Annotated in this window: 1 pseudogene; it reads left to right on the top strand. The window is 27.8% G+C overall.

From position 1 onward, the window contains the following. Positions 1-241 (top strand): annotated as a pseudogene (locus tag SH09_RS14150) (hypothetical protein); the annotation flags it as partial.

A 241-nucleotide genomic window follows, 5' to 3' on the forward strand; every position in this document is an offset into this window, starting at 1 on the left:
AAATGTAGCGACAATAGGTAATAGTGTTATTTTTCCTGGAACCATGAGTGTTATTGTTTTTGGTTATTTTGGTGGTTTTTTAGTGGATAGAAAAGGATCATTATTTGTTTTTATTTTAGGGTCATTGTCTATCTCTATAAGTTTTTTAACTATTGCATTTTTTGTTGAGTTTAGTATGTGGTTGACTACTTTTATGTTTATATTTGTTATGGGCGGATTATCTTTTACTAAAACAGTTATA

It is taken from the genome of Staphylococcus gallinarum (assembly GCF_000875895.1).
GTDB classification, from domain to species: domain Bacteria; phylum Bacillota; class Bacilli; order Staphylococcales; family Staphylococcaceae; genus Staphylococcus; species Staphylococcus gallinarum.